We start from the raw sequence: 25336 nt of genomic DNA on the forward strand, positions 1-25336 counted from the left end.
AGTCTACGTGAGACACGTACGGCCCCCGCCGATGGTTCCGGTCAGGGCGCGGCGGCCAGTTCCACGGCGAGCGCCGGGGCGAGGTCGCCCGCCTCGTGGACGACGACGTCGCCGAGGCCGAGCCAGGAGGCCATGAGCCGCAGCTCGGCCGCGAGCTCGGCGGCGGTGTCCGCCGGCGCCCCCTGCTCGGCGTGGGCGGAGCGCACCTGCAGCGTCCCCGTGGCCCGGTCCGCCTTCAGGTCCACCCGCCCCGCGATCCCCTCGCGGAGCAGGAAGGGCAGGACGTAGTACCCGTAGCGCCGCTTCTGCGCCGGCGTGTAGATCTCGATCCGGTAGTGGCAGCCGAAGAGCTCCTCGAGGCGGCGGCGTTCGAAGACGAGCGAGTCGAACGGGCTCAACAGGGCCCTGCCGGCGGCCCGGCGCGGGCGGGTCGCCTCGGTGTGGAGGTAGTGGCTGCCCGTCCAGCCAGCGACCTCGACGGGCTCGAGGACGCCGCGTTCGACGAGGCGTTCGACGGCGGCCGCGGCCGGGATGCGCGGGAGGCGGAAGTAGTCGGCGAAGCACCGCACGGTGCCGATGCCGTGGGCCCGGGCGGCCGCCTCGACGAGGCGGAGCATCGCCTCGTGCGGATCGGGGGCCGCGGTGGCGTCGAGTCCCGGCGGCAGGACCTTCGCGGTGGGCGCGTAGCGCCGCTCGAACTGGGCGTTGCGCCCCGCGGAGCCGATCTCGCCGCGCTCGAAGAGCCGCTCGAGCGATCCCTTGACGGCGGACCAGTTCCATCCCCAGTTGCTTCGGTCGACCTCCTCGACGTGTCCCAGCCGCGCCGTGACCTCGCGCGCGGTGAGCGGGCGGGAGGACTCCAGCAGTTCGACGATGCGCCCCTCGAAAGCGTCCGCCGCGGGCCGGGAGGAGGCCAGCTCCCCGACCCAGCGGCGGCGCTGCCAGACGCGCAGGTCGGCGAAGTGCCGCGGCCGGACGAAGCTGGCCTCGTGCGCCCAGTACTCCACAAGGCGGCGGGGGCCCCGGCCGGACATCCGGTCCAGGACGTCCTTGTCATAGCTGCCAGCCCGCGAGAACACGGGTAGGTAGTGGGCGCGGCTGAGGACGTTGACCGAATCGATCTGGAGCAGTTCGAGCCGGTCCACGATGCGGCCCACCTGCCTGGCGGTCGCCGGGCCGGTGGGCCGTTCCCTGCCGAGTCCCTGCGCCGCGAGGGCGGTGCGGCGGGCCTGGGGCAGGGTCATCCGTGCGGTCATGGGTCGAGTCTAGGCCGACCCGTCCGGGTCAGGACGCCGTGGCGGCCTGCGCCTCCCGGTAGTGGCGCGTCTCGACCGTCTCCTCGTCCTGGCAATCGTTGTCGAGGGTGATGATGCCGTAGGCCCATCCCTTGCGGCGGTAGACGACGGAGTGCCGCCCGGTGGACTCGTCGATGAAGAGGTAGAAGGGGTGGCCGACCATCTCCATGCGGTCCACGGCGTCGTCGACGCTCATCGACGTGGCCGGGAAGACCTTGCGGCGGATCTCCACGGGGTTCTCGGTGCTGCCCTCCTCCGCCTCCGCGGCGCGCTGGCCGTTCGCGGTGGCCTCGTGGAGCGGGATGCTGCTGTCGGCCGGCTCCAGGGTCGAGGTGGCCTGGAAGACGGCGGTGGGGGTCTGACGTCCATGGTGGACCTTGCGGCGGTCGCGGGCACGGCGCAGGCGTTCCAGGAGCTTTCCGAAGGCCAGGTCGAAGGCGGCGAACTTGTCGGCGGCCTTGGCCTCGGCGCGGATCGCGGGACCGCGTCCGACGACGCTGATCTCGACGGTGAGCTGCGCCTCGGGCTGGCGCGCGTTCGGCTCCTTGGTCACCTTGATGTCGAGGCGCTGGACCTTGCTGGCCAGCTGCTCGACCTTCGCGACCTTGTCATCGGCGTACTCCCTGAAACGGTCGGAAACGGTCAGGTTTCGTCCGGTGATGATCATCTCCATGGTGTCCTCCTGTTGAACTCGGGTGACACAACAGCGGCCGAGGAATTTTCTCCTTCCGGCCGCTGAAGATGGGTTCTTACCCTCCAACGAGGTGCCCATACTTCACCGTAATTCACGCCCGCGTTTAATCAAGTCCCCCCGACCATATTTCTGTTCCGTGGCGCCTTGGTGGCCGCGACGACGACGGCCCCGGCGACCTCGAACCCGGCCTCTTCCAGGCAGCGGCGCGCCTCGGCGATCGTCGCCCCCGTCGTCAGGACGTCGTCCACGACGAGGCACCGCGGGCGTCCGGCGGGAGCCCCCGGCGTGTCGCCGCCTCCGGACTCCCCCTCCGCCCCGGATCCGCGGAGGCGTCCCGCGGCGCCGGCCGAGACCCGCATGCTGCCGCGCAGGGCGGCCCGCGCGCGCCGCCCCTTGCCCTTCTGCGCGGCGGCCCGCCACGGCCGGGCCGGGCGGTGCCGCAGCAGTGGCGCCACCGCCGCGCCCGGCGGGAGCAGGCCGCGCCGCCGGATCCACTGCAGGAGGAACTCGACGGGCGCGTATCCGCGCCGCGTCCGCGCGGCGAACCGCGAGGGGACCGGGACCAGGAGCAAGGGCGCCTCCACCGCTCCCAGCGCGGCGGACACGGCGGAGGTGGCGGGCGAGTGGGGCGCGGCGTCCCGCGCCCGCGTCCACGCCGTCCGCACGGATCCGGCCAGCGCCGGGCCGAGCACGCCCGCGAGCCCGACGCGCTGGCGGTTCTTGAAGGCCAGGATCACGGCCGCGAGCTCGTCGGCGTAGCGCCCCGCCGCCGTCGCGGGAAGGACGGTCCCGTCGGCGAGCAGGGGCAGCGACTCGGCCGCGTCCTCGGCCGGGACCGGACGGACCGTCGCCGCGCGCAGCCGGCCCCGGCACGGGCCGCACAGCACGGCGTCGGGGGCCCCACAGGCCACGCAGTCGCTCGGTGCGAGGACCGCGAGGAAGTCGCCGAGGGCCGCGGCGACGGCGCGGCCGCGCGGCCCGTGGAGGAGCGCGTCGAGGCGGGCGGCGATGGACGGGCGGTGGCGGCTCATGGCGCACAGTCTCCACCGGGACGCCGGCCGCTGCGGCGGCCCTGCCCCGGCTGGGGATGCGGCCCGCCCGACCGGCGGTTGTGGAGGACCCGTGCCGGAGGGGAGCCGGACCGGCCGGCGGGGTCTAGCCGGGGTAGGAGAGGTAGCTGGCCTGGCCGTCCTGGCGCTTCCAGACGTTGCTCACGCGGGAGAAGACGCCCTCCGGGGTCTCGGCGTAGACCGTGCGCTGCTCGCCCGGGCCGGCGGAGATGTTGGTCATGCCCAGGAGCGGCTGGAACGTCTCGTTCCCGCCGGCGAGGGTGATCCGCTCGGCCTGCACGGGCTGCTCGTCGTTGGCCTGCATGGCGATCACGGACGTCGCGGAGTCCCAGACGGCTTGCGTCGCGGGGATGTTCGTTCCGAGCTCGAGGGGCTCGGTGAAGCCGCGCGGGACGCCGTCGGTATCGCGGATGACACCGGTGACGAAGACGCCGGCGTCCCCGTCGACGCGGGCCGTGACGACGGCACGCGCCCCGTCACGGGAGATCCGCAGCGAGGTCACGGTGGCGCCCTCCATCCATTCGGCGGCGACCTCGCGGACCTGGCCGTCCCGCTCGGTGTCGGCCGGGACGGCCATCACCTTCGTGTCGTCGCCGCCGTCGACCGTCCACGTCCAGCCGTGGATGTCGATGCTCGGGGCCAGCAACCCGGTGCCCGTCGCCGCGGTCCGCACGCGTCCGGCGTCGTCGATCGTCATGAGCCGGGTCCGGTCCTGGCTGAGGAACGCGTAGCGGTTCCCACCCGGGGCCATCGCCGGATCGCGGGGCGAGAACCCGGAGATGTCCTCGACGCCGCCGACGGGCACGACGCCGTTGCCCTGGTAGTAGACGAGCGCCCCGTCGGCGATGGCGACCTGGGTGTTCGGCACCGAGGGGTTCTCGACGGCGGGCTCGAAGTCCGGCGAGACGTTGCCGAGGCTCACGGGGCGCTGCTCCACGGTCATCGTCACGGCGGCGATGTTGCTGACGCCGTCGAGGGTGAGCTCGAGCTGCTGCTGCATGAGCTGCCTGGCGAGCTCGGTGGTGTCGAGGAAGACGGACTCCACGAGGTCCACCGTCGCCCGCCGCCCGTCGACCGGGACCGAGGCGCGCGCGAGGGAGCCGCCTTCGGGGAACGCGCTGACGGCGGCGTTGCGCAGGTACGGCGCGGGTCCGGCGAGGAGCGATTCCACGAGCGTCGCCGCGACGGACTGGCGGTTCGCGTACCAGCGGTAGTCGGGGATGGCGTAGGTGTGGGTGGAGTCGTAGAAGTAGAGCGGGTACGGCGCGAAGAGCGCGGAGAAGTTGCCCTGCTCCACGAGCGTGCCGTCCGGGGCCTCGGCGATCCTCCATTGGCCGTCGACCTCGACGAGCCGGAACTGCACGGAGGCGATCGCCGAGGGCGAGTTGCGCGTCATGATGCCGTGCTCGTCGATGCTGGCGCTGACGGCGAGCTCGACCGTGTAGCTGTCCTCCTCGACGTTGCCGACGATGTTGGGCACCGATTCGTAGACGAGCGTGCGGGTCGTGGCCTTCCAGTTCCGGGCCAGTTCCGGCGAGAGGAACTCGCGGGCCGTGCTGTAGTCGTCCTTCGGGGCGATGCCGGCGGTGTAGAAGCCCTCGATGATCTGCTCGGGGCTCGCGTCCTGGGCGGGGCCGGGCGGGCTGAAGGCGTATTGGAACTCGTCCTGAACGGCGTCGTTCGGCGCGCTCGTGCCGACGGGACCGTCGACGGGGATGGCTCCGCAGGCCGCGAGGACGAGCGCGAGCGCGGCGGCCAGGGCCGTGGCGAGGCGGCGGGTACGACGCCGGTGCTCACCCCGGGCGCGGTGCCCCCCGGCGCGCGTGCCCGGCCCGGCGGCCGTGCTTGCGGCGGGCGCGGCGGGACGCGGCGTGGAGCTATTCATCGTCGCCCTCCATCGGACGGTGGCCGCGGTGCGCCGTGGTGGCGTCCGCGCCCCGCACCGTGTTCAACGACCCGGTGGCGGGGGTGGTTCCCGTCACGGTCCGGGTGGAGGCCGGCAGCCGGTGCTGTGGTGCGAGCGGTAGCGGCGAGGATCCGAGGGGCTGTCCGATGCGGCGGGGCAGGGTCAGCCGGAAGCAGGCGCCGTTGCCGGACTCGCCCCAGGCCTGGAGCCACCCGCCGTGGAGCCGGGTGTCCTCCGCCGAGATCGACAGCCCGAGGCCGCTGCCACCGGTGGTCCGGGCCCGCGCGGGGTCGGCACGCCAGAAGCGGTCGAAGACGCGCGCGGCGTCCTCGGGGCTCATGCCGATCCCGTGATCGCGGACCGTGACGGCGACGGCGAAGTCGTCCCCGGCCACGGAGATGTCGATGGGCCGTCCCTCGCCGTGCTCGACGGCGTTCAGGACGAGGTTGCGCAGGACGCGTTCGATGCGCCGGGGGTCCATCTCGACGACGCAGCCGCCCGTGGGCGGCACGTGGATGCGCAGCGCGGTCCCCGCCTGGCGGGCATGCGGCTCGGCCGTGTCGGCGACGCGGCGCACGACGGGGACGATGTCGAGCGGCTCGGCGTCCAGGACGGCGGCTCCGGCGTCGAAGCGGGAGATCTCGAGCAGATCGCCCAAGAGGTTCTGGAAGCGCTCGACCTGGTTGTACAACAGCTCGGCGGAGCGGCGGTTTACGGGGTCGAAGTCCTCGCGGGCCCCGTGCAGGACCTCCGCCGCCATGCGCACCGTGGTCAAGGGGGTCCGCAGCTCGTGGGAGACGTCCGAGACGAAGCGCTGCTGCATCTGGGACAGGGTCGCGAGCTGGGTGATCTGGTCCTGGAGGCTCGTGGCCATCCGGTTGAAGGAGTTGCCGAGCCGGGCGAGCTCGTCCTCGCCCTTGACCTCCATGCGCTCCTCGAGCTGCCCGTCGGCGAGCTTCTCCGAGACGAGCGCGGCGTTGGACACGGGACGCACCACGAGCCGGGTCGTGTACCAGGCGATGCCGCCGGTGACGAGGAGCAGGAGCGCCCCGCCGAGGACGAGGACCCGGTGGATGTAGTCGAGGGTCTCCTGCACGGAGGAGAGGTCGTAGATCAGGTACAGCGCGTACTCGCGGCCGGGCGGCAGCGAGACCTTGGTGCCGAAGGCGAGCCCGGGCACGTCGACGTTGTCCCGCGGATACTCGAGCGACTGCCAGTAGACGCCGGCGTTCTCGCGCACGGTCTGGGCCAGCTCGTCGGGGATCACGCCCGTCGTCAGCCCGCCGCTCGCGGTGTTGGTGACGTAGATGTTCTCCGAGCTGGGCAACGGCGTCAGGACGAAGTCGCGCTGGACGCTCGCACCGTCCCCCTCGACGAGGCGCAGGGTGTCGTTGACGAACGCGACGGTGCTCGAGCGGTCCGTCGTCTCGACGGACGCGAAGTTGGACTTGACCTGGTTCAGGCCGCGGACGGATTCCTCCTGGACCTGCCGGAAGCGCTCCTGGAAGAGGCCCGAGGCGATCTGGTTGGACAGGAAGACACCCGTGCCGAGCATGGCCAGGGCGGAGAGCAGCACGGTCGCGGCGACGGTGCGCCACTGGATGGAGCGCCGCCAGGCCGTGGAGAGGAAGCGCCAGGCCGAGCCGACGGCGGCCGTCCCCGGAAGGCCGGCGCGGCGCGGGGTCCCGGCGGAGGTGGTACCGCTTCCGGTCTCCGCCGCCGTCGTCGATGCCGCGGACGTCGTGGAAATCAGCCTTGACCCGCCTTGTAGCCGACGCCGCGGACGGTCATGACGACCTCGGGGTTCTCCGGATCGCGCTCGACCTTGGACCGCAGGCGCTGGACGTGGACATTGACGAGCCGGGTGTCGGCGGCGTGGCGGTAGCCCCAGACCTGCTCGAGCAGCAGTTCGCGGGTGAACACCTGCCACGGCTTCCTCGCGAGCGCGACGAGCAGGTCGAACTCGAGGGGCGTGAGCGGGATGTTCTCGCCGTTGCGGGAGACCGAGTGCCCGGCGACGTCGATCATCAGGTCCACGATCTTCAGCGTCTCCGGGCCGTGCTTCTCCCCGGGACGCAGGCGCGCGCGGACGCGGGCGATCAGCTCGGCGGGCTTGAAGGGCTTCGGCACGTAGTCGTCGGCACCCGATTCGAGGCCGCGGACGACGTCGGCCGTGTCCGACTTGGCGGTGAGCATCACGATCGGCACGTCGGCCTCGGCGCGGATCTGCCGGCAGACCTCGATGCCGTCCAGACCCGGGAGCATGAGGTCCAGCAGGACCAAGTCCGGCTTGGCGTTGCGGAAGGCCTCCAGGGCCTTCGCCCCGTCGTAGCAGAACACGGGCTCGAAGTCGTCGTTGCGCAGGACGATGCCGATCATCTCCGCCAGCGCCTCGTCGTCGTCGACCACCAGAACTCGAGCCTTCATGACATCCCTTCATCCACCGCCGCGGCCCGCCGCCGCACAGGTCTCCTACAAGACTATAGGCACCGCCGGTGCGGCGCCCCTGCACGGCACACCGGCGGACGATAGGCTGGCCCAGACGTCCACCATGAGCACCACGCGCTTCCACAAGGGGTCACCAGCTGCCATGACCGATCAACCGAGCAATCCCTACGGCGATCCCGGCCAGCCCGGACCGGACGGGACGCCGCCCGAGGCGACGCCGGGCCACGCCTCGCCGGGGCCCGCGGCACCCGGGCCCGCGCAGCCCGGTCCGGCACAGCCGGGACTCACGCCTCCGGGCCCTGCCTCGCCTGGCCACGCCTCGCCGGGCCCCACGGCACCGGGCCAGGCGGCCCCCGGCTGGGGCACTCCGCCGCAGCAGGGCTGGGGCGCCCCGGCGCAACCGGGCTGGGGGGTTCCTCCCCAGCAGGGCTGGGCCCCGCCGTCGTACGGTGCCGCCCCTCCCGGTCCGGGCGGACCCGGCCCCTACCCGCCGCCCTACGCGCCGGGCCAGGCCCCCTTCGGGCAGGGCTACGCCCCGCCGCCGAAGCCGGGAGTCGTCCCGCTGCGCCCGCTCGGCCTCGGCGACATCCTCGACGGATCGTTCCAGTCCATCCGCCGCAACGCCGGGGCCACGCTGGGCATCCCGGTCATCGTGCAACTGCTCCTGGGCCTGCTCATCGGCGTGCTGAGCCTGCCCCTCTACGGGCTCGTCATGGACCCCTCGTTCATCGAGTCCGATGTCCCGGACCTCGCGCTGCTCGGCAGTTCCCTGACCACGTTCGGGATCGGGGTCGCCGCGGCGTCGCTGCTCTCGATGCTGTTCCTCGCCTGCGTCCAGGGCCTCCTGACCATCCCCGTGCTGCGCGCGGCCGTGAACCACCGCACGCGCTTCGGCCAGGCGTTCGCCCTGGCCCGTGCCCACCTCGGACGCCTGCTGCTGCTCGGGCTGATCTGGACGGGGCTTTCCCTCCTGTCCCTCGCCCTCTTCATCGGCGTCATCGTCCTGTCCGTGCTCAGCGGCGAGCCCGCCGTGGGGATCCCGCTGGGCCTGGCCGGAAGCGCGGCCGTCGCCGCCGGATCGCTCTACGTGCTCATCAAGCTCTCCGTCGCCGCGCACGCCGTCGTCGCCGAGCAGCGCGGCCCGCTCGCCGCGCTGGGGCGCTCCTGGCGGCTGACGCGCGGCAGCTGGTGGCGGTGCTTCGGCATCATCGCGCTGACGGCCATCATCGTGGGCATCGCGACGAGCATCATCACGACCCCGATCGGCTTCGCCACCGGGCTCGGCGGGGCGCTCGTGGACCCGGGCAATCCGGAAGCCCTCTCCGACTACGTCACCAACCTGACCGTGCTCTCCTCCGTGGTCAGCGCGGCCGTCGGCGGTCTCGCCTACGCCTACCAGTGCTGCGTGACGTCCCTGCTCTACACCGACCTGCGGATCCGCCGCGAGGGCTTCGACCTCGCCCTGCTGCGCGACGCCGACGCGGGGACCGATCCCGGCATCCCGGGGCGCACGCCCGGCCCGGGCGGGCCGGAGGCGTCCCCGGGAGCGCCGGCGGCGGGAACCGCCTGACCCATGTCCCGACTTCTGGCCGACGCCGTGTGGGAACCGGGCCTCGACGAGGCGCGGCGCGAGCTCGTCGACGAGCTCTCGCGGCGCGAGTACGCCGATGCCACGCCCAACCCGATCGTGGAGTTCCTGCAGCGGGCCTGGGAGGCGTTCCTGGAGTGGATCGACTCGCTCAACTCGCTGCAGGCGAACCTGGGCTCCGTCGTCGTGCTCGTGGCGGTGGCCGTGATCGTGGCCGTCGCCGTATTGTTCGTGCGCCCGCGCCTGCGCCGCTCCGCCGCTCCGCCCGCGGCCGAGGTCGGCGTGGACACGGCCCTCGGCGCGCAGGACTACCGGCAGCGCGCCGCCGCCGCGGCCGTGGTCCACGACTGGCCGACGGCGTGCCTGGAACGCTTCCGCGCGATCGTGCGATCGGCCGAGGAGCGCACCCTGCTCGACGAGCAGCCCGGCCGCACCGCGTTCGAGGTCTCCATGCGGCTCGAGGCCGTCTTCCCGCAGCAGGCGGAGGAGCTCGACCGCGCGGCCCTGCTCTTCAACGAGGTCCACTACGGCTTCCACCCGGCCTCGGCCGGCGACTGGAACGCCGTCTCGGCCCTCGACGCCGCGCTCGAGGCCGCTGTGCCGTCCACGGTTGGCGCGGCGGGCCGCTCCGCCCTGGCGGTGCCGCGGTGAGCGCCGTCGACGAGCGGCTCGAGCGCTCCGAGGCACCCGAGGCCGCCCGGACCGTCTGGCGGCGCCGCTGGCTCGCCTCCCGGTGGTGGCTCGCCGTCGTCGCCGTGGCCTGCGTCGTGGGACTCGCCTTCGCCGTGCTGCAGAGCGGCACGGACCGGCGCCCGCTCAGCCCCGGAAACCCGGCACCCGACGGCGCCATGGCCGTGGCCCAGGTCCTGGGACGCCACGGCGTGGACGTCGTCGTCCCCTCTGGCCACGAGGCGGCCCTGCAGGCCCTCCACGACGCCGGGGACGGCGGACGACTGCTGCTCGACGACCCCGACGGTCGCTTGAACCGGGACCAGCTGCGCGCCCTGGCCGGGGCCGCCGGATCCGCGGTCCTCGTCGCTCCCGGCTTCGCCGAGCTGCGGGAGTTCGCCCCCGGGATCCGCCCGGCGGGCCTCGTGCCCGAGGGCGCCGGGACGGTGGCGGCCGGGTGCGCCCTCGCCGATGCGGCCGAGGCCGGCACCGCGGCGCCGGGCGGGCAGCTGTACGACGCCGAACGCGGCTGCTTCCCGCACCGTACAGCGGGCGGGACGGCCTTCTCCTACGCCGTCGACGGGACGACGACGGTGCTCGGGGACCCGGGATTCCTCGCCAACTCCACGGTGCTGGCCGCGGGCCATCCGGCGCTCGCCCTGCGCACGCTCGGCGCCTCGCCCACGCTCGTCTGGTTCCAGCCGACCGCGGCGGACGTCGTCCGTGACGGCCCGGCGCCCTCGCCCTTCGCCCTCCTGCCCGACTGGTTCACCCCGGTAGCGGTCTGGCTGCTCGTCACGGGCGGGATCGCCGTGCTGTGGCGTGCCCGCCGGGACGGGCCGCTCGTGGAGGAGCCGCTGCCCGTCGTCGTCCCGGCCTCCGAGACGGCGGAGGGGCGCGCCCGGTTGTACCAGGACGCGCGCGCCGTGGACGCGGCCGTCGCCGCGCTGCGGGCGGGGGCCCTGCAGCGGCTCGCCGAGCGGCTGCGCCTCGGCCCGCGCGCCACGGTCGAGGGCGTCGTCGCCGCCCTGTCCAAGGCGGGCCACGGCGAACGGGCCGCCCTGCGGTCGCTCCTGGACCCCGTCGACGTGTCCACCGAGTCCCGGCTCACCGCCTGGGCCCATGAATTGCACACCCTCGAATCAAGGATCGGAAAACAGTGACCCAGCCAGTACAGGATCCCGTCCGCGCCCGCCAGGCCCTGCTCGACGTCCGCCGCGAGGTGTCCAAGGCCGTCGTCGGCCAGGACTCCACCGTGACGGGCCTGCTGATCGCCCTCCTCGCCCAGGGGCACGTGCTGCTCGAGGGCGTGCCGGGCGTGGCGAAGACCCTCCTGGTGCGCACGCTCTCCGCCGCCCTCGATCTGGACACCAAGCGCGTGCAGTTCACCCCCGACCTCATGCCGGGCGACGTCACGGGCTCGCTCGTCTACGACCAGAACACGGCGGGCTTCAGCTTCCGCGAGGGGCCCGTCTTCACCAACATCCTGCTCGCCGACGAGATCAACCGCACGCCCCCGAAGACCCAGGCCTCGCTGCTCGAGGCCATGGAGGAGCGGCAGGTCAGCGTCGACGGCGTGAGCCGGCCGCTGCCCGAGCCCTTCATCGTCGCGGCGACGCAGAACCCCGTGGAGTACGAGGGCACCTACCCGCTGCCGGAGGCCCAGCTGGACCGCTTCCTGCTCAAGCTGACCATGGACCTTCCCGAGCGCGACGACGAGATCGAGATCATCCGCCGCCACAGCGAGGGCTTCAACCCCCGCCACCTCGCCGCGGCCGGCGTGCGGGCCGTCGCGTCCGCCGCGGACCTGGCGCACGCGCGCGATGCCGTGCAGGAGGTCACCGTCTCCCCCGAGGTCATCGGCTACATCGTCGACATCGTCCGGGCGACGCGCAGCGCCCCGAGCTTCCAGCTCGGCGTCTCCCCGCGCGGCGCGGCCGCCCTGCTGAACACCTCGCGGGCGTGGGCCTGGCTGAGCGGACGGGACTTCGTGGCGCCGGACGACGTCAAGGTCCTGACCCTGCCGTGCCTGCGCCACCGCGTGGGGCTCCGCCCCGAGGCGCACATGGACGGCGTCGGGGCGGACGACGTCCTGCAGTCGATCCTCGCCACCGTCCCGGTCCCCCGGTAGCCATGGCCCTGACCGCCCGCTCCTCTGGCTGACCCTGGCCGGCGTGCTCCCGGTGCTCCTGTTCCCCTCGGGGTGGACGGTGGGCGCCGTGCTGCTCGTGCTGGCCGGGCTGGCCTGCGCCGACGCGGCGCTGGCGCCCTCGCCGCGGTCCCTGCGGATCGAGCGGGCGATGCCGCGCAGCGTGAGGCTCGGAGAGCGCGCCACGGCACGGCTCTTCGTGCGGAACACGGGTCCCCGGCGCTTCCGCGGCACGCTCCGCGACGGATGGCAGCCGTCCGCCGGGGCCCGTGCCACGCGCTTCGCCCTCGACGTGCCCCCGGGCGAGCGCAGGGCGGTCCCGGTGGAACTGGCGCCGCGGCGCCGCGGCGAGATCCGGGTCCGCCACACGACCTTCCGCTCCCCCGGTCCCCTGGGCCTCGCGGCACGCCAGCTGACCCATCCGGCCGAGGCAGTGCTGCGCGTCCTGCCGCCGTTCCACTCCAAGCGGCACCTGCCCTCCAAGCTGCAGCGGCTGCGCGAGCTGGACGGCCGCGCGGCGATCCAGGTCCGCGGGGCCGGGACCGAGTTCGACTCGCTGCGCGACTACGTGCGCGGGGACGACGTCCGCTCGATCGACTGGCGGGCGACGGCGCGGCGGCAGAACGTCGTGGTCCGCACGTGGCGCCCGGAGCGCGACCGCCGCGTGGTGATCGTGCTCGACACCTCCCGCACGTCCGCCGCCCGCGTGGAGGACGAGCCCCGCCTGGACACGGGGATCGAGGCCGCGCTCCTGCTCTCCGTCCTCGCCGAGCGCGGCGGGGACCGCGTGGACTTCCTGGCCTTCGACCGGCGGCTGCGGGCCCGCGTGGAGTCCGGGGCCAAGGGCAGCCTCCTGACCCAGCTCGTGGAATCCATGGCCCCGCTCGAGCCCGAGCTCATCGAGGCCGACTGGACGCGGATCCCCGCCCAGGTCCAGGCCGTCTCGAGCCACCGCTCGCTCGTCGTCCTGCTGACGTCCCTGGATTCCGGGGCGGTGGAGGAGGGACTGCTGCCGGTCCTCCCGGGATTGACGGCCAAGCACCTCGTCCTCGTCGCCGCGGTGCGGGACCCCGAGCTGGAGCGCCGTCGCCGGGCCCCGGGCACGGTCCAGGACGTCTACCGCGCCGCGGCCGCCGAGCGCTCCCTGCAGCAGCGCGAGGCCCTCAAGGAACAGCTGCGGGCCCTCGGCGCGGAGGTCGTGGACGCGGCACCGCTCGAGCTCCCGCCGGCCCTGGCCGACGCCTACATCCGGCTCAAGGCGGCCGGCCGCTTGTGAGCCCCGAGACCGCGCCAGACTACCGGACGACGTCCCGCCGGCCGGAGTGGGGCTCCCTGCCGCGCGAGGTGCGCAACTGGGCCGCTGCCGCGGCCGGCGGGGCCGTGGACGGCGTCCGCCCCGTCGGGGGCGGCTTCACGCACGGATTCGCCGCCGTGCTGGACGGCCCGCGCCCCGTGTTCCTCAAGGCCGGACGCGTCGACGACCCGGTCACGGGCCCGGGATACGCCCGCGAGGCCCGGGTCCTCGAGGCGCTGCCGGAGGGTCTTCCCGTGCCCCGGCTCCTCGATGCCGCCCTCGTCCAGACGGACGCCGGCCCGTGGCAGCTCCTGGCGACGCGCCCCATCCCCGGGCACATGCCGGGGCATCCCTGGACCACGGGCGCGGCGGCGGCGGTCCACGCCGCCTGCCTGGCCCAGAACGAGGGTCTCGCCGCCGACACCGGCCTGCCCGCCCGGCTCGGTCTGGAGCCGATGGCCGCGCAGTGGTCGACCGGGGCCGGCGGCGCGGAACTGGGACGGGCGGCCCGTACGTGGCTGGATCCCGCGGCCCGGCCGGCGTTCCTGCCGGCCTGGTTCGCCGCGGACGACGCCGCCGGCGCGCTCGTGGAGCTCCTCGACCGCGTCGGGGACGCCCTGGCCGGCTCGACCCCGCTGAACAACGACCTGCGCGCGGACAACGTCGTGCTCGCCTCCGCCTCCGTGGACGGCCATCCGGCGGGAACGGCGTGGGTGTGCGATTGGAACTGGCTCTCGACGGGTCCGGCGTGGGCCGACTGGGCGGCCGTGCTGCCCTACCTCCACCACGCCGGCCTCGACGTGGCGGCGATGGCGGAGTGGGAGCTGCTTGCCGGCGCGGATCCGGACGACGTCGACGCGTGGCTCGCGCTGTTGACCGTCTACTACGCGGAGTCCGGCGCCCAGCCGGAGGTGCCGACGAGCCCCGTGCTGCGCCGGCATGCCCGCTTCTCGGCGGCCGCCACGCTCGGGCTCCTGGCGGCGCGGCGGGGCTGGCACGGCCGGAGCGTCCCGGGGGTCAGCGGACACTGAAGGCCGTCGCCGGCCGCGCGCGGCCGGCTGCGCATCGCCGACTGCGGACCGTCAGGAGTCGGCGACGATCTGGTCGAGGGCGTCGGCCGCCTCGGTGAGGCGCGCCAGCACGGTCCGCGCGGCGGCGGGCGTGACGCCGTCGAGCCCGCCGGTCGGCAGCAGGGTAACGGCACCGAGGCGGGCCGTCTCGAGGCCGGTCCGTCGCCACGGATCCCGGACCAGTCCCGCCACCGCGGCGGCCGCCGGCAGCGGACGGGCCGGGTCGACGACGCCGAGCCACAGGCCCGCGCCCGACTCGACGAGCTCCGCGGAGGCCTCCCACGCCGTGCGCCCCATCCGCCCCGCCGGCTGGTAGACGGCGTCGGCGCCGGAGGAGGCGACGGCGTCGTACGTGGCGCCGACGGTCTCCTCCGCGGTGCCGGGCGCGAGGACGACGGCGGACGCGCCGGCCGCGCGCAGGGCCCCGCCGAGCTCGGTCCAGGCCTGGACGACCTCCTGCCGGGGCACCGAGCGCAGGGTGCGGTATCCGCTCGCGGTGGGGACGGCACCGCGCAGGACGTCGGCCAGGAGCGGCTCGTCGACGAGGACCGTGAGCCGCGGCGCCCCGGCCAGCCGCAGGACGTCGGCGACGTGGGCCGCCGCGCCGGCGGCGAGCGAGGCCGCGACGTCCCGGCGCGCGCCGTGGTCGGAGAGCGCGCGCTCCCCGTGGTGCAGGTACAGGCCCGCCGCGAGGCTCAAGGGCCCGGTGAACTGGATCTGCAGCTCGGGACCGGGACGCCCCTCGGCCCCGACGACGTCGGCGAGGACGTCCAGGTCGCTCGAGAGCGCGGAGGCGGCCCGGCGGTGGTCGGCGCCCGGGCGGTCGGTCAGGCGCCAGCCGAACGGCTGGACGTCGACGTAGAGCTCCTGCAGCAGGGCGGCCGTGCGGCCCGTCGCATCCGATCCCACGCCGCGGTCCGGGAGCTGGACGAGGTGCGGCAGGTGCGGCGACCCGAGCTCGCCGCGGACGATCCGCGCCGCCTCGGCCGCGTCCGTGCCGGGCCAGGGCCCGTGGCCCGTGGCGCGCACGCCGCGGTGCGCCGATTCGGCCGCGCGGCCCGTGGGCGCCGCCTGGACGGCGCGGTCCGGGGCGCCGTCCAGGATGCCGTCCGGGGCCGGCCCGCCGAGGGGGTTCAGCGCGCGTCCCCGCCGGAGGCGATGCGTCCCGCGCCGCCGTCGGCATCGCGTTCGGCCCCGTGCTCCTCGGAGATCGCCTGATGGTGGCGGATGACCTCGCTGATGATGAAGTTCAGGAACTTCTCGGCGAACGCCGGGTCGAGGTGGGCCTCCTCGGCGAGCCGGCGCAGGCGGCCGATCTGGGCGGACTCGCGCCCCGGGTCCCCGGCCGGCAGCCGGTGGCGCGCCTTGAGGTAGCCGACCCGCTGGGTGGCCTTGAAGCGCTCGGCGAGGAGGTAGACGAGCGTCGCGTCGAAGTTGTCGATGCTGCTGCGCAGTCCCAGCAGCTCCTCCATCACGGCAGGATCGACCTGCCCGCCGAGGGAACTGGCCCGGGGGTCGTAGTCCAGCGCGCCTGCGTTCTCCGTGTCCACCTGTTCGCTCATGGTCCCCAGTCTAGTTTTCCGGGCGCCCGTTCCCCGCCCGCGGCCCCCGCTCTGTTACGCCGGGCGCCGCCGGCGCCGCTTCGGGCCCTGGCGCCGTGCGGCGCGGGCCGCGATGGCCTAAGGTGGCCGGATGATGAACCGCCGAGACGCCGCGATCGCCCTGGACATCCCGCTGGAAATGGCGAAGCGCCACGGCCTGCCGGCGCGGATGAGCGAGGAGGAGCTCGCGGCCCTCCGGGCGGATCCGCCCGCCTGGCTGCGCCAGTCCCTGGAGAACCGCGAGGGGCGGCGGCCGGTCTGGGTCCACCTCGAATGCGCGGTCTGCGGCTTCGCGGAGGCCGTCCGGCCCAAGAAGTGGTGGCCGGAGTTCACCTTCACGGCGTGCGACGACCACGGTCCGCGCGACCTCCCGGCCGTGGAGGCAGGGCTGGTGCGGTGCGAGTACGACGGCGTCGGTTCGCGCCTCATCGGCTACGTCGACGAGCCCGCAGGCTAGCCCCGACCCCGCAAGACGATCCAAGGGGTCGTGTCGCGTCGAAGGGGGGCTCAGACCGCGCGGGGGTCCCAGGCGAGGCTGCGCGCCGAGTTGATCGTGGCCTGGCCCAGGACGCGCGTGCCCTGGTAGAGGACCATCGTCTGGCCGGGCGCGACGCCGCGCAGGGATCCCTGCAGGTCGACGACGAGCTCCTCGGTGCTCCCGGGCTCCTCGGTGTCGGTGGTCGTGAAGGCCCGGGCGGGCACGGGGTCGGCGTGCGCGCGGACCTGCACCATGCAGTCGAAGGCCTCCCCCGTCACGGCCTCGGGCAGGGGCAGGCCGGCCCAGCTGATCTTGATCCCGCACAGCCGGTCGACCTCGAGCAGCTCCTGAGGGCCGACGACGACCTTGTTCTCCTTGGGCCGGATCTCCAGGACGAACCGCGGCCTCCCGTCCGGGGCGGGGCGGCCGATCTTCAGGCCCTTGCGCTGGCCCACGGTGAACGCGTTGGCGCCCTCGTGCGTGCCGAGGGGGTTGCCCTCGTGGTCCAGGATCTCGCCCTCGTCCATCTCGATCCGCTCCTGCAGCCACCCCCGGGTGTCGCCGTCGGGGATGAAGCAGATGTCGTGGCTGTCCGGCTTGTTCGCGACCGTGAAGCCGCGGGCGGCGGCCTCCGCGCGGACCTGGGCCTTCGAGGGCGTGTCGGCAAGCGGGAACAGGGAGTGCTTGAGCTGCTCGTGGGTCAGGACGCCGAGCACATAGGACTGGTCCTTGGCCCAATCGGCGGCCCGGTGTAGCTCGCGGTTGCCGTCCTCGTCCTCGAGCACCTTCGCGTAGTGGCCTGTGCACACGGCGTCGAACCCCAGGGCGAGGGCCTTCTCCAGGAGGGCGGCGAACTTGATCCGCTCGTTGCAGCGCATGCAGGGGTTCGGCGTGCGGCCCGCGGCGTACTCGGCCACGAAGTCGTCGACGACGTCCTCCTTGAAGCGCTCCGAGAAGTCCCACACGTAGAAGGGGATGCCGAGCTTGTCGCAGGCCCGCCACGCGTCGTTGGAGTCCTCGATCGTGCAGCAGCCGCGGCTGCCGGTGCGCAGGGTGCCGGGCATGCGGGACAGGGCCAGGTGCACCCCGACCACGTCGTGCCCCGCGTCCACGGCGCGCGCCGCCGCCACCGCGGAGTCCACCCCGCCGCTCATCGCCGCCAAGACCTTCATGCCGTGAATCCCGTTCCCGCCGTTCGAATGCTGCTCTGCCGGGCCGCCAGCCCGGCCTTCCGGGCCCCCGCGTACGCCTCGGGCAGCGCGGCCACCAAGGCGTCAACGTCGGCCGGGCCCGTTGTATGCCCGAGCGTGAAGCGCTGCGCCCCGCGCGCCGCCTCCTCGGGGTAGCCCATGGCCAGCAGGACGTGGCTCGGCCGCGGCACGCCGGCGGTGCAGGCCGAACCCGTGGAGGACTCGATCCCGAGCATGTCCAGGAGGAACAGGAGGGAGTCGCCCTCGCAGCCGGGGAAGGTGAAGTGCGCGTTGCCGGGCAGCCGGTCCCCCGCGCCGCCGCGGCCCTCGGGTCCGCTGAGCCGCGCCTCGGGCACGGCGCGGCGCACGCCGTCGACCAGCCGGTCGCGCAGCCCGGCCAGGCGCTCCGCCTCGGCGGGCAGGGCGGCCGTGGCGGCGGACGCGGCCGCGGCGAACGCGGCGGCCGCGGCGGCGTTGAGGGTCCCGGAACGCAGGGCGCGCTCGTGCCCGCCGCCGTGCTGCACGGGCACGAGCGCAGCGTCCCTGCGGACGAGGAGGGCGCCGACGCCCACGGGGCCGCCGATCTTGTGGCCGCTGAGGGCGAGCGTCGCGGCGCCGGAGTCCGCGAAGGAGAGCGGGACGGCGGTGAAGGCCTGGACGGCGTCCGTGTGGAGGGGGATCCCGTGCCCGGCCGCGATCCGGGCGGCCTCCTCGACGGGCTGGATGGTGCCGACCTCGTTGTTGGCCCACATCAGGGCGGCGAGGGCGATCGATTCCGGCGAGCGCCCGACGGCCTCCTCGAAGGCCGCGAGGTCCATGCGCCCCAGACCGTCGACCGGGATCCAGTCGACCTCGGCGCCCTCGTGGGCCTCGAGCCACTCGACGGCGTCCAGGACGGCGTGGTGCTCCACGGTGGAACACAGGATCCGCGTCCGGCGCGGATCCCGGCCGTTCCTGCTCCAGTAGAGCCCCTTGAGCGCCAGGTTGTCGGCCTCGGTGCCCCCCGAGGTGAAGACGACCTCCGAGGGGTGGGCGCCGGCGGCCGCGGCGAGCGCCTCGCGGGCGTCCTCGACGACGCGGTGCCCGCGCCGACCGGCTCCGTGCAGGGAGGAGGGGTTGCCCGTGCGGGCCAGCTCGCGCGTCATCGCCTCGAGCGCGGACGGCGCCATCGGCGTGGTCGCCGCATGGTCGAGGTACACGGGCTGGGTGGAAGGCATCCCCACCATTCTAGGCGACCTCCCGTGCACGGACCCCGGCGCACGGGGACGACAGCGCGGACCCGCGGGCTACGGTCCGCCCGGGTCCGGGGCCGCGTTGACGCGGTCCGCGTCGGCACCCAGCCCCGTGTCGGCGTCCACGGCGCGCACCTCGAGGCCCGCGTGGGCGGAGAGCTCGCGGACCAGCGCGGCGCTGCCGGCGATGATCGTCGAGTCCTCGTAGAGCTCGGTGGACAGGACCCAGGCGCGGTCGCGCGGCCAGGCCAGGTTCGGCGCCTGCCGCTCCCGGCTCCAGCGGCCGTCCTTCCACAGCGGCGCAGCCAGGTCCCCGGAGGTCCCCTCGAAGACGAGGTAGGAGCGATACCCCTCGGGGCCGATCGACAGCTGCGGCCCGTCGAGCACCTCGGGCCCGAACGCGGGGCGCTTGGCCTCGGCCTCCATCGCGAGGCGCTCCTGGAGCCCGTCGGCAGCCGCCGCCCCGCCGGCCGGGGCGCCGGCGGGGGCCCCGGCGTCGTCCTGAGACGGACCGGTGCCCAGCAGGGAGACGGCGTCCCCGCCGCGGACCCAGCCGTAGCCGGGCCACAGCCCCAGGTACAGGGCGCCGGGGGTCGTGGTGTGGGCGGCCAGGACGGCGGCGAGGTGCCCGAGGTCGGGCTGCGGCAGACCGTACTGCTCCGGCGCGTCGCCGTCCCAGGCGTCCTCGACGAGTGCGTAGCCGTACTCGTCGAGCCCGGCAAGGTCCGCGAACTGCGCCCCGCCGTGCAGCACGGTGCCGCGCAGGGCGGCGATGTCCGCCCAGCGGACGGGGGCGCCGTCATCGTCGCGGGCGGGGTGGAAGACGCGGGCGTAGGCCTCGTAGCCGCGCGGCACCTGGCCCGCGACGGTCTCGGCCCCGCCGGGCACGGCAAAGGCGGGGGCGAGGGCATCGGCGAGCCAGCGGCCGGGAGCGGGGCCGGCGAAGGTCAAGGACATGTGGCCAGAGTACAAGCCGGGGGTCATGCTGGTATGAATGGGGGTAGCCGTCGAAGGAGCACCCATGGGCATGTACGAGCCTGCACTGCGTCATCCGGTCCACCGCTTCGCCCACCGGACCATCGACTTCTCGCGCCGGGTCGCGCTCATGGCGATCGTCAACCGCACGCCGGACAGCTTCTACGACGGCGGGGCGACGTTCGCGCTCAACGCCGCCGTCGACGCCGCCCTGGCCGCCGTGGAGGACGGCGCGGACTGGGTCGACGTCGGCGGCGTCCCGTTCTCCCCCGGGCCCGCGCTGCCCTGGGAGGAGGAGGCCGAGCGGATCGTGCCCGTGATCGAGGCCGTCCGCGCCCGCACCGACGCCGTGGTCTCCGCCGACACGTTCCTGCCCGAGGTCGCGCGGGCCGCGCTCGAGGCGGGGGCCGACGTCGTCAACGACACCACCGGGCTGCGGAACCCCGAGCTGGGGCGCGTCGTCGCCGAGCACGGCGCGCACCTCGTCCTCACGCATTCCCTCGCCGCCCCCCGGACCGTCTACCCGCGCCCGAGCTATTCAGACGTCGTCACGGAGGTCGCGGACTACCTGCGCGAACGCGTGGAGCTCGCGCTCTCGCTCGGCGTCGCGCCCGGGAAGATCATCATCGACCCCGGCCACGACCTCAACAAGAACACCCTGCACACCCTGGAGATCACCCGGCGCTTCGACGAGATCGCGGCGCTCGGATACCCGGCGCTCGCGGCCGTGTCCAACAAGGACTTCATCGGCGAGGCGCTCGACCTGCCCAAGCGGGAGCGCACCGCCGGTTCGCTCGCCGCGGCGGCGATGTGCATCATGAACGGGGCGCGGATCATCCGCATGCACAACATCCCGGAGGCCTTCTCCACCGTCCGGCTCCTCGAGGCCGCGATGGGCTGGCGCGAGCCAGCCTACCTCAAGCACAACATGGGGGACGTGAACGAGCCGGCGCACCCCGTGCCGGCCGGCGAAAGGACGGCCTGACATGGTCCGCAGGATCCACCCGGGCACCGACGCCGCGCAGCTCACCGACGCCGCGCTGCTGCGCGCCTACGCCCCGCCCGCCCAGGGCGGCCCGTTCGTCCGCTTCAACTTCGTCAGCACCCTCGACGGCGCGGCGACCCACGGCGGCGTCTCGGCCGAGCTCGGCACCGACGCCGACCACCGGATCTTCGCGCTCCTGCGCCGGCATGCCGACGTGATCCTGGTCGGGGCCGGGACGATCCGCGCGGAGGGCTACGAGGGGCCGCTCCTCGACGAGGCGGGACTCGCGTGGCGCCGCCGGCACCACCTCGAGCCGCACCCGGGCGTCGCCGTCGTCTCCGGCTCCCTGGACCTGGACCCGGACTCCGCGTTCTTCACCGAGGCGCCCGTACGACCCGTCCTGCTGACCTCACGGGCGGCGCCCGCGCGCCGGCGCGCCGCCCTCGAGGCGGTCGCCGACGTCGTCGACTGCGGGGCGGCCGCGGTGGACCCGGCCGAGGCGGTCGCGGTGCTCGCCGAGCGCGGGCACCGCGTCGTGCATTCCGAGGGCGGCCCGGGGGTCTTCGCGTCCTTCCAGGCCGCGGGCCGCGTCGACAGCCTGTGCCTCTCGCTCAGCCCCCTGCTGGCCGGCGGTTCCGCCCGCCGGATCGCCGACGGCTCCGACGAGCAGCCGCTGCGCCGCATGGACCTGGTCCTGGCCCTCGAGGAGGACGGCGCGCTCTTCCTCGAGTACCGGCGGGAGCACCGGAAGGCGTAGCGGGGCCCCGCGGGCCGGTAGGATGCGCTTGGCGCGAAATCCAACGGAAGGCGGCACGTGGCGCAGGAGCGGACCCACTACGAGGTGCTGGGCATCTCGCGCACGGCCACGCCCGCGGACATCAAGTCCGCCTACCGCCGCGCGGCCCGGGCCACCCACCCGGACCACGGCGGCGACCCGGCCGAGTTCCGCCTCGTCTCCCTCGCCTACCAGACCCTCTCCGACGCCGGCGCCCGCGCGCGCTACGACCGCAGCTACGGCGGCACGTCCGCCTACGCCCGCCCCTCGTCCGACGCCGGTGCCTCCTATCGCAGCACGGCGGAACCGGCGGAGCGCCGGAGGCCGAGCGCCACCGACCCCACGCGCTTCGTCCCGGCGTTCGAGGACGGCCGGGTCCCGGTGCTGGAGAAGGCCACCGCGGAACGCCGGATCCACGGCGCCCCGCGCAAGCGCGGGATCTTCGGCGCGCAGGCGCGCCTCGCCCGCGAGGCGAGGACCGTGCAGCTCATCGCCGGCCAGGTCCTCGAGGTCCTCCCGGCGGCCCGCCTCGTCAACGGCCTGCACTCCCCCGCGGACAACGGACACCTGGACCACGCCGTCCTGGCCGGATACCGCCTGGCCCTCGTCGACTCGATGCTCCTGCCGCGGGGCGTGTACCGCTGGGACGGCCAGACGCTGCTGCGCGACGGCAAGGCGATCGCCCCGCCGCGGCTCGCGCCCCCCGTGCGCCGCATGCAGGAGCTCTTCCCCGAGCTGAACGTGACGGGCTGGACCGTGATCCACTCCCCCGACGGGAACCTGCACGAGCCCGTCATCGACTACGGCCGCGGCGCCGACCCGTCCTCCGCCGCCGGCGTCCACGTCGTCAACGCCGCCAACCTGGTCCGCGAGCTGAAGATGTTCCTCGGCACGGGGCCGAGCCCGAACGTGGTCGACGTGCCCGTCCTGGCCCGGCTGCTCGGCGGGATGTACTGACGCCTCGCGCATAGGATGGGGACCGTGTTCCGCATCCTCTTCCACACGCCGGAGATCCCCGGCAACACCGGCAACGCCATCCGCCTCGCGGCCGTGACGGGGGCGCAGCTGCACCTCGTGGAGCCCCTCGGCTTCGACTTCGAGGACTCCAAGCTGCGCCGGGCCGGTCTCGATTACCACGACCTGGCCCACGTCACCGTGCACCCGGGCCTCGACGCGGCGCTCGAGGCGATCGGCGACGCGCGCGTCTTCGCCTTCACGTCCGACGGCGAGGAGCTCTACACCGACATCGGCTACCGGCCGGGCGACGTGCTGATGTTCGGCCCGGAGTCCGTGGGCCTGCCCCACCAGGCCAAGCGCCACCCGCGCGTCACGGCGCGTGTGCGCCTGCCGATGCAGCCCTCCCGGCGCTCCCTGAACCTGGCCAACTCCGCCTCGATCGCCGTCTTCGAGGCCTGGCGCCAGCACGGCTTCGCCGGCTCGGTGCCGAAGCCGCCGGCGGCCTGATCCTCCGCCGGAGAAGCATCCCGTCCCCGTCCCGGGACCGGGACGCCTCGGCGCCGGGTCCGGGGCCCGGCCGGGAAGCGCCCGGGGACCCGGTGGGCCCGGCATGGCTCCGCCGCCTCCGGGAGCGCCTGCCCTAAGCTGGGACACGCGACCTGCCGCGGACGCGGCGCCATCGATGGATTGAGGAACATGAGCCAGAGGGATGCCCGCGACTTCAGCAACGACGCCGAGCCGGAGGAGAACCTGGGCCTCGACCTCGTGGACGAGGTCGCCCAGCACGAGCGCCGGGGCCCCTCGGCCCCCGTGCGCAAGTGGCTGCTGCTCGCCGTCGCGGCCGCCGTCGTCGTCATCGGCGTGACGGCCCTCGTGCTGGCCCTGACCCCGCGCGACCTCGTGGGCGAGGTCGCCTCCGCGCCCGACCGCGTCGAGTCGAGCGTCGAGGTCGACGGCGGCGGCTCGGCCGTGCTGGCCGTCTCCCGGGAGCGCGACGCCGGCTCCCTGACCCTCGAGGGCCTGCCCGAGCCGGAGGCGGGGCAGGTCTACCACGTCTGGGTCCTGGCCGCCTCCAACGGCGCCCCCTCCTCCGTCGAGGCCCTCGAGACCGGCGAGGTCGCGGGCAGCGTCGGGATCCGCGGTCTCGCGGACATCTCGACCGTCACCGTGACCGTGGAACCGGCGAGCGGCGCCGAGGTCCCGGGCTCCGATCCGGTGGTCTCGATCGACGTCCCCCCGGCGGGCTGACGCCGCGCTCAGAAGCCCGCGATCGTGTCCTCGGCGTTGACCTCGACGACGTGGAAGGCCTCGGCGAGGCTTCCCGCGTTCATCCCCGCGAGGGCGGCCTTCTGCGCGGCCTGGCGCCGGACGTAGTCCTCCATCCGCCCCGGATCCGGGTGCTGGGACAAGTGCCGGCGCAGGGCGCCGAGCTTGCGCTCGAAGGTGTCCTGGATGTCGACCCAGTGGTTCTCCCGCGCGGCAGGCGCCCCATAGAGCCACAGGCTGCGCAGCTTGAACGCCTCGAGGCCCTGGCCGGCGAGCTCCGGGTAGGCGTAGGGGTTCTCGACGGCGGGGTAGGCGGCGCGGACCACGGCCTCGCCGCAGGCCAGGTGGTCCGGGTGGGAGCGCTGCAGCCGCTCCCAGTCGCGCTCGGGGTGCATGGCGAGGACGACGTCGGGGCGCACCTCGCGCATCAGCGCCACGACCTTGCGCTGGACCTCGTGCGACGGCTCGAGGTAGCCGTCCCGCTCGCCGAGGAAGTGCACCCGGGCGACGCCGACGTCGGCCGCGGCCTCGCGCTGCTCCCGGTGGCGCATCTCGACGATCGAGTCCCGGTGGCCGGGGTCGAAGCCGCCGGCGTCGCCGTCGGTCATGATGCAGTACTGGACCTCGACCCCGGCATCGGTCCAGGCGGCGACGGTCCCCGAGGCCCCGAAGTCGAGGTCGTCGGGGTGCGCGGCGAAGCAGAGGACCCGGCGCGGCTGGTCCCGCGCCGGGCCGGCGGCGTCCACGCTCAGCCCTTGCGCCGGAGGATCTCGGCGGTCGCCTGCGGCAGGACTTCGTTGAGGTCCCCGACGATCCCGAGGTCGGCGATCTCGAAGATCGGCGCGTCCGGGTCGTTGTTGATCGCGACGATCGTCTGCGCCGTCTGCATGCCGGCCTTGTGCTGCACGGCGCCCGAGATGCCCGCGCAGATGTAGAGCTGCGGGGCGACCGTGGTCCCGGTCTGGCCGACCTGGAGGTCGTGGGAGATCCATCCGGCGTCCGTCGCGGCACGGGACGCGCCGACGGCCGCGCCGAGCGCGTCGGCGAGGGCCTCGACGGCGGAGAAGTCGCCGTCGAGGCCACGCCCGCCGGAGACGACGATCCGCGCCTCGCCGAGCGAGGGGCGGCCCGAGGAGGGCTTGGCCTGGGTGGAGTCGACCCGGGCTGCCGGCCCCGCGTCGGCGGCCGGCAGCTCGACGGCGGACGCCGCGCCCCCCTCCGGGGCGGCGGGCTCGACGCTGTTGGGCTTGACCGTGACGACGGGGATGCCGGTGGTCACGCGCGCCTGCACGGTGTAGGAGCCGGCGAGGACGGACTTGGTGACGGTGAGGTCGGCGGCGACGTCCACGGCGTCGGTGATGACGCCCGAGGAGATCTTGATGCCGAGCCGGGCGGCGATCTCCTTGCCCTCGCCCGTGTTGGGCAGCAGCACGGCGGCGGCGCCGGAGGCGGTGACGGCCTCGGCGAGGAACGCGGCCTTGCCCGCGACGAGGACGTCGTCGAGGCCGGCCGGGGCCGTGTAGACCTGCGCGGCGCCGTGCGCGCCGAGGGCCGCGAGGGCGTCGGCGTCGGCGGGGCCCGCGACGGCGGCCGCGGGGGTCCCGAGCCGCGCGGCGAGCGTGAGCAGCTCGCGCTGGGCCTTGCCGGGCTCGGCGGAGGGAGCGTCGATGTAGACGAGGATGGTGCTCATGGTG

The 25336-nt window shown here is 74.5% G+C and carries 25 protein-coding genes; 12 read left to right on the top strand and 13 right to left on the bottom strand.

What is annotated here, in order from left to right; all coding sequences use genetic code 11:
- Positions 1 to 41: 41 nt before the first annotated feature.
- From AC0QR5_RS07070 to mtrA, 6 genes are all read right to left on the bottom strand, one after another.
- Positions 42 to 1256, bottom strand: a complete 1215-nt coding sequence (locus tag AC0QR5_RS07070; protein ID WP_329860249.1) for a winged helix-turn-helix domain-containing protein — start codon at positions 1254 to 1256, stop codon at positions 42 to 44.
- Between the two features lie 28 nt (positions 1257 to 1284).
- Positions 1285 to 1968, bottom strand: a complete 684-nt coding sequence (gene hpf, locus AC0QR5_RS07075) for a ribosome hibernation-promoting factor, HPF/YfiA family (RefSeq protein ID WP_329860250.1) — start codon at positions 1966 to 1968, stop codon at positions 1285 to 1287.
- Between the two features lie 128 nt (positions 1969 to 2096).
- Positions 2097 to 3020, bottom strand: a complete 924-nt coding sequence (locus tag AC0QR5_RS07080) for a ComF family protein (protein ID WP_329860251.1) — start codon at positions 3018 to 3020, stop codon at positions 2097 to 2099.
- A 124-nt stretch (positions 3021 to 3144) separates the two neighbouring features.
- Positions 3145 to 4944: an LpqB family beta-propeller domain-containing protein gene (locus AC0QR5_RS07085; RefSeq protein WP_329860252.1), complete on the bottom strand. Its 1800-nt coding sequence runs from the start codon at positions 4942 to 4944 to the stop codon at positions 3145 to 3147.
- Positions 4937 to 6541 carry an MtrAB system histidine kinase MtrB gene (mtrB, locus tag AC0QR5_RS07090; protein ID WP_475372503.1) on the bottom strand — a complete coding sequence of 535 codons (1605 nt, stop codon included), beginning with the start codon at positions 6539 to 6541 and terminating at the stop codon, positions 4937 to 4939. Before mtrB ends, AC0QR5_RS07085 begins: the two co-directional genes overlap by 8 nt.
- A 173-nt stretch (positions 6542 to 6714) precedes the next feature.
- A complete protein-coding gene (gene mtrA, locus AC0QR5_RS07095; protein WP_329860253.1) occupies positions 6715 to 7392 on the bottom strand; it encodes an MtrAB system response regulator MtrA in 678 nt (225 codons plus the stop codon).
- A 163-nt stretch (positions 7393 to 7555) separates the two neighbouring features.
- On the opposite strand from mtrA, the gene AC0QR5_RS07100 reads away from it, so the two are divergent.
- The 6 genes from AC0QR5_RS07100 to AC0QR5_RS07125 are packed head-to-tail and all read left to right on the top strand — an operon-like array spanning position 7556 to position 14144.
- Entirely contained in the window at positions 7556 to 8983 is a 1428-nt protein-coding gene (locus AC0QR5_RS07100; RefSeq protein ID WP_329860254.1) for a DUF7847 domain-containing protein, read from the top strand.
- Positions 8984 to 8986: 3 nt separating this feature from the next.
- Positions 8987 to 9652 carry a DUF4129 domain-containing protein gene (locus AC0QR5_RS07105; RefSeq protein WP_329860255.1) on the top strand — a complete coding sequence of 222 codons (666 nt, stop codon included), beginning with the start codon at positions 8987 to 8989 and terminating at the stop codon, positions 9650 to 9652.
- On the top strand, positions 9649 to 10833 hold the full coding sequence (locus AC0QR5_RS07110; protein ID WP_329860257.1) for a DUF4350 domain-containing protein: 1185 nt from the start codon (positions 9649 to 9651) through the stop codon (positions 10831 to 10833). The genes AC0QR5_RS07105 and AC0QR5_RS07110 overlap by 4 nt, the downstream gene beginning before the upstream one ends.
- Positions 10830 to 11801: an AAA family ATPase gene (locus tag AC0QR5_RS07115; protein ID WP_329860258.1), complete on the top strand. Its 972-nt coding sequence runs from the start codon at positions 10830 to 10832 to the stop codon at positions 11799 to 11801. The genes AC0QR5_RS07110 and AC0QR5_RS07115 overlap by 4 nt, the downstream gene beginning before the upstream one ends.
- A gap of 43 nt (positions 11802 to 11844) precedes the next feature.
- Positions 11845 to 13095 (top strand): DUF58 domain-containing protein, encoded by a 1251-nt coding sequence (locus AC0QR5_RS07120; RefSeq protein ID WP_475372504.1) that lies wholly within the window; start codon positions 11845 to 11847, stop codon positions 13093 to 13095.
- A complete protein-coding gene (locus tag AC0QR5_RS07125; protein WP_329860262.1) occupies positions 13092 to 14144 on the top strand; it encodes a phosphotransferase family protein in 1053 nt (350 codons plus the stop codon). The genes AC0QR5_RS07120 and AC0QR5_RS07125 overlap by 4 nt, the downstream gene beginning before the upstream one ends.
- Positions 14145 to 14195: 51 nt before the next feature.
- On the opposite strand, the gene AC0QR5_RS07130 is transcribed toward AC0QR5_RS07125, so the two are convergent.
- Both AC0QR5_RS07130 and AC0QR5_RS07135 read right to left on the bottom strand, forming a co-directional pair.
- Complete coding sequence (locus tag AC0QR5_RS07130) at positions 14196 to 15212, bottom strand: uroporphyrinogen decarboxylase/cobalamine-independent methonine synthase family protein (RefSeq protein WP_329860263.1); 1017 nt, start codon at positions 15210 to 15212, stop codon at positions 14196 to 14198.
- Between the two features lie 104 nt (positions 15213 to 15316).
- Entirely contained in the window at positions 15317 to 15745 is a 429-nt protein-coding gene (locus AC0QR5_RS07135; RefSeq protein ID WP_329860264.1) for a chorismate mutase, read from the bottom strand.
- A gap of 130 nt (positions 15746 to 15875) precedes the next feature.
- Here AC0QR5_RS07135 and AC0QR5_RS07140 point away from each other — a divergent pair, with 130 nt between their 5' ends.
- On the top strand, positions 15876 to 16241 hold the full coding sequence (locus AC0QR5_RS07140; protein ID WP_329860265.1) for a hypothetical protein: 366 nt from the start codon (positions 15876 to 15878) through the stop codon (positions 16239 to 16241).
- A 50-nt stretch (positions 16242 to 16291) separates the two neighbouring features.
- On the opposite strand, the gene mnmA is transcribed toward AC0QR5_RS07140, so the two are convergent.
- The 3 genes from mnmA to AC0QR5_RS07155 all read right to left on the bottom strand — a co-directional run bounded on the left by mnmA (position 16292) and on the right by AC0QR5_RS07155 (position 19641).
- A complete protein-coding gene (mnmA, locus tag AC0QR5_RS07145; protein WP_329860266.1) occupies positions 16292 to 17434 on the bottom strand; it encodes a tRNA 2-thiouridine(34) synthase MnmA in 1143 nt (380 codons plus the stop codon).
- On the bottom strand, positions 17431 to 18669 hold the full coding sequence (locus AC0QR5_RS07150; protein ID WP_329860267.1) for a cysteine desulfurase family protein: 1239 nt from the start codon (positions 18667 to 18669) through the stop codon (positions 17431 to 17433). The genes mnmA and AC0QR5_RS07150 overlap by 4 nt, the downstream gene beginning before the upstream one ends.
- Positions 18670 to 18738: 69 nt before the next feature.
- Positions 18739 to 19641 carry a hypothetical protein gene (locus AC0QR5_RS07155; protein WP_329860269.1) on the bottom strand — a complete coding sequence of 301 codons (903 nt, stop codon included), beginning with the start codon at positions 19639 to 19641 and terminating at the stop codon, positions 18739 to 18741.
- Positions 19642 to 19711: 70 nt separating this feature from the next.
- On the opposite strand from AC0QR5_RS07155, the gene folP reads away from it, so the two are divergent.
- The 5 genes from folP to AC0QR5_RS07180 all read left to right on the top strand — a co-directional run bounded on the left by folP (position 19712) and on the right by AC0QR5_RS07180 (position 23624).
- Complete coding sequence (folP, locus tag AC0QR5_RS07160; protein WP_329860270.1) at positions 19712 to 20644, top strand: dihydropteroate synthase; 933 nt, start codon at positions 19712 to 19714, stop codon at positions 20642 to 20644.
- A 1-nt stretch (position 20645) separates the two neighbouring features.
- A complete protein-coding gene (locus AC0QR5_RS07165; RefSeq protein WP_329860272.1) occupies positions 20646 to 21401 on the top strand; it encodes a dihydrofolate reductase family protein in 756 nt (251 codons plus the stop codon).
- Positions 21402 to 21458: 57 nt separating this feature from the next.
- On the top strand, positions 21459 to 22376 hold the full coding sequence (locus AC0QR5_RS07170) for a J domain-containing protein (protein WP_329860273.1): 918 nt from the start codon (positions 21459 to 21461) through the stop codon (positions 22374 to 22376).
- 24 nt (positions 22377 to 22400) lie between these two features.
- A complete protein-coding gene (locus AC0QR5_RS07175) occupies positions 22401 to 22883 on the top strand; it encodes a tRNA (cytidine(34)-2'-O)-methyltransferase (protein ID WP_329860275.1) in 483 nt (160 codons plus the stop codon).
- 189 nt (positions 22884 to 23072) lie between these two features.
- Entirely contained in the window at positions 23073 to 23624 is a 552-nt protein-coding gene (locus AC0QR5_RS07180; RefSeq protein WP_329860277.1) for an anti-sigma factor, read from the top strand.
- An 8-nt stretch (positions 23625 to 23632) separates the two neighbouring features.
- On the opposite strand, the gene AC0QR5_RS07185 is transcribed toward AC0QR5_RS07180, so the two are convergent.
- Together AC0QR5_RS07185 and AC0QR5_RS07190 are read right to left on the bottom strand one after the other, a co-directional pair.
- On the bottom strand, positions 23633 to 24388 hold the full coding sequence (locus tag AC0QR5_RS07185) for a PIG-L deacetylase family protein (protein WP_329860278.1): 756 nt from the start codon (positions 24386 to 24388) through the stop codon (positions 23633 to 23635).
- A 2-nt stretch (positions 24389 to 24390) separates the two neighbouring features.
- Entirely contained in the window at positions 24391 to 25332 is a 942-nt protein-coding gene (locus AC0QR5_RS07190) for an electron transfer flavoprotein subunit alpha/FixB family protein (RefSeq protein WP_329860281.1), read from the bottom strand.
- Between the last annotated feature and the right edge of the window lie 4 nt (positions 25333 to 25336).

The sequence above is a fragment of the Arthrobacter sp. J156 genome (genome assembly GCF_056172865.1).